The sequence below is a fragment of the Acidimicrobiales bacterium genome (genome assembly GCA_036378675.1).
Taxonomy (GTDB): Bacteria; Actinomycetota; Acidimicrobiia; order Acidimicrobiales; family Palsa-688; genus DASUWA01.
On the sequence record DASUWA010000050.1, the window covers coordinates 1 to 2795 of the forward strand.

2 protein-coding genes are annotated in these 2795 nt (G+C 62.7%); both read right to left on the minus strand.

Annotated elements, in window-relative coordinates; all coding sequences use genetic code 11:
• Window positions 1–30: 30 nt before the first annotated feature.
• The gene (locus tag VFZ97_15785) at window positions 31–987 is read right to left on the minus strand and encodes a methyltransferase domain-containing protein (GenBank protein ID HEX6394895.1); all 957 of its coding nucleotides are present in this window, start codon (window positions 985–987) and stop codon (window positions 31–33) included.
• A 54-nt stretch (window positions 988–1041) separates the two neighbouring features.
• The gene (locus VFZ97_15790) at window positions 1042–2487 is read right to left on the minus strand and encodes a hypothetical protein (protein ID HEX6394896.1); all 1446 of its coding nucleotides are present in this window, start codon (window positions 2485–2487) and stop codon (window positions 1042–1044) included.
• Window positions 2488–2795 lie beyond the last annotated feature (308 nt).

Here is a 2795-nt window from a genome sequence, read left to right on the forward strand (position 1 = left end):
GTCACCGAGAGGTGCATCGGCTCAAGCTGGCTAAATGGGTTTTCTGGCGAGGACCGCAAGGATGTAGCAGTCTTCCGCTTCGTGGTGGAGGCCGTAAGCTTTTGCGACCTCCTCCGCGTCGAAACGACCTGATGCAAGAGACGGCCCTGCGTAGTTCAGGCCCTGAACAGACACAACCTCCAAACCCGCGTCGAGGATCAGCTCCTGGAGCTCGGGCCACGTGTATTCCAGCTTGTGATCAGGGTCGATGAACTCTTCCTGCTCGAGACGCGTGACTCGGCCGTTCGGCGTGTCGATCGCGACCCAACCGCCCGGTCTCAGTAGTCTCTGCACCGACTTCAGCATCAAGGCCCCTTCGTCCCGGTGGATGTGCTCGATCGACTGACCCGAATAAACCAGGTCGACGCTGGAATCCGCGAAGCCGGACAGATCCGTCATCGAGTGATACCGGTAGGTCACCGGGCCTAGTCGCGTCTCGACGGTCGAGTGCTCGGCTCCCTGGTAGATGACGTGCCGCGCATCTGAGGGGAGATCCACTATGGTCAACTCCTCGAACGGGTAGGGGTACCCGAGCGAGACGAGAGCTCCTTCGTTGCTCGCGAGGTGAGTTCCGCCGAGATCGACGATGCGTCTGGCCGCGGGCAGGCTTCGAACCCATTCGCATCGGCCGGCGTGGATCGATGAAGTGAGCATCGGGCCACTGAAGCCGTGTGTCGCGAACTCCTCCGAACCACGAATTCGTTCGGCGAGCTGATCGATGGTGATGCCGCCGGATCTGAGAAGCGTGAGGCTGTCGGTGAATCCGGTCGGGTCCGGCTCCCTTCCGAGAAGGATCTGATACATCAACCGGATCGCCAGTTCCTTCGGCACGCGATTGATCGTCAACCCGCCGAAGATCGTGTTGACACCGCGCGCTCGGACCGAGACCGCCCCCGAGTAAAGCCTCCGCGCCGTAGGCGATGCTCTTAAGCGTTCACGCACGACCATGAAGGCGCGATGTTATCGGCGCGATCCACAACTCCCGAAACCTCCCGTGTTCACTCATAGAACGCTCGGGGGCAAATCAAGGCTTTGGGGTGTGGCCGGCTGCTGCAAGCTCCAGATGGCCAAACCGCCGACCACAACCCTTGAAGCTCCTGCACCCGGGTTTCGGGACTCCCATAATCCCAGGGCCTGGTCCAGGACGTTGCCCGGGTACACGACGAAGGTCGCTTGCGGAGCCGCACCGACCACCTTCTTGGCGTAGTCGTCTCGCTCGACCGCGGTCGGGCTCGCTACCACCCGATCCCGTGTGCAGACATCCAGCGGCGCACTGATCCAGTAGCTCGCCCACACTCGGTCCCGCCCCACCCCTTGGAGGTAACGCCCCACCGCCTGGAGGTCGCCTGGGCAGGCGGGTTGCGAACGAAACCATTTGGTCCCAGAGCCGACGGTGACGATAGAGGTCGCTACCGCGAGGATGGCCACCGCCAAGACCACATAGCGGTGCCGATCTGCCAACCAAGCCACCATGAAAGCCAGCGCCGGAATTAGGACGAGGCTGTAGCGGTATCCCGAACTGTCTAGGAAGACACCGGAAATGGCAAGCAGGGGAACCCAAAGCACCACGGCTGCGCCGGCGGTGGTCAGAAGCGGTCTCCTTACGATCAGGAATCCCAGCGTCCACACGACGCCACCCGCGAACAGACTTATCCCGATCACTCTCAAAGCGCCCGAACCCGGGGCGACCGGCGGGAACGACAGTCCCGACGGACGCGGATAGGTGCCATACGCCCTCGGCAGGATTTCGGTCACTGAATGCCGCACGGCGTAGCCGAGGCCCTGGTGTGCGTTGACGGGTCGATGAAGAGACTCAAAATGGTGCCGAAAGTTGGCGACGAGCCAGAAGACGCCTCCGACAGGGATCATCACAAGTGTCTTGACGATCGATCGCCAGTCGGATCTGGCGCTCCAGATGTAGGCGATCAGCGGAACCGCCAGCAGACATCCGTACAACGGATAGATCCAGTAGGTGACACCCGCGAAGAAACCCACCAGGTAAGGGGCCACTCCGCGAGGCTCCTCGCGCCAACGCAGGCACGCCCAGATAGTTGCCAACGCGAAGACCATCCCTGGAACCCAGAAGACGTACTCCCGCGAGCTCCAGAAGACCCAGGCCGGCGAAAGCACCCACACGAGACCGGCGGAGAGATCGGCAGCCGTCGGGCTGAGGAACCGCCGGGAAACCGACCGCAGTAGGAGCACGACCACAAAGGCCAGTGCCGTATCGACCACCTGGAAGATGACCACATGGAGGCCAAACAAATTGACCAACAAGGCTTCCAGCCAGGTGACCACATCTCCGCCGTAGTTTCCGCCCCAGAAGAAGATCGCCAGATGCCCGTGAGCAGCCCGCTGGGCCATCACCATCCCCGTTGCCTCGTCCGCGTCGGGTACACCCCAGCTCGAACGAAGTTCGAGGATCCGCACGACGAGACCGGCGATCACGATCCCAACGAAGAGTAAGCCCGGAGCTGGCCGCCGTCTCAGCGACTCCGACGTCACGGAACCCAGCAGTGCGGACGGTCGACGGGCCGCGGTGATCGGCGCCCGCAAGCGCTCTCCCATGCTCAGATGCATGACTCGATCAGGTGCTTCCTGCCGCGGCACTACGTGACAGATCGACGTGGTACCACCCGTAGATCGCCCCGTAGTGCGCGCTGGGCCGCCCGAGCAGCCAGATGAGGAACTGCATCGCCTGATCGGGATACGGGCAGCCTGTCGGGTCGGCGAGCACCGACTGCAGATGCCAGGAG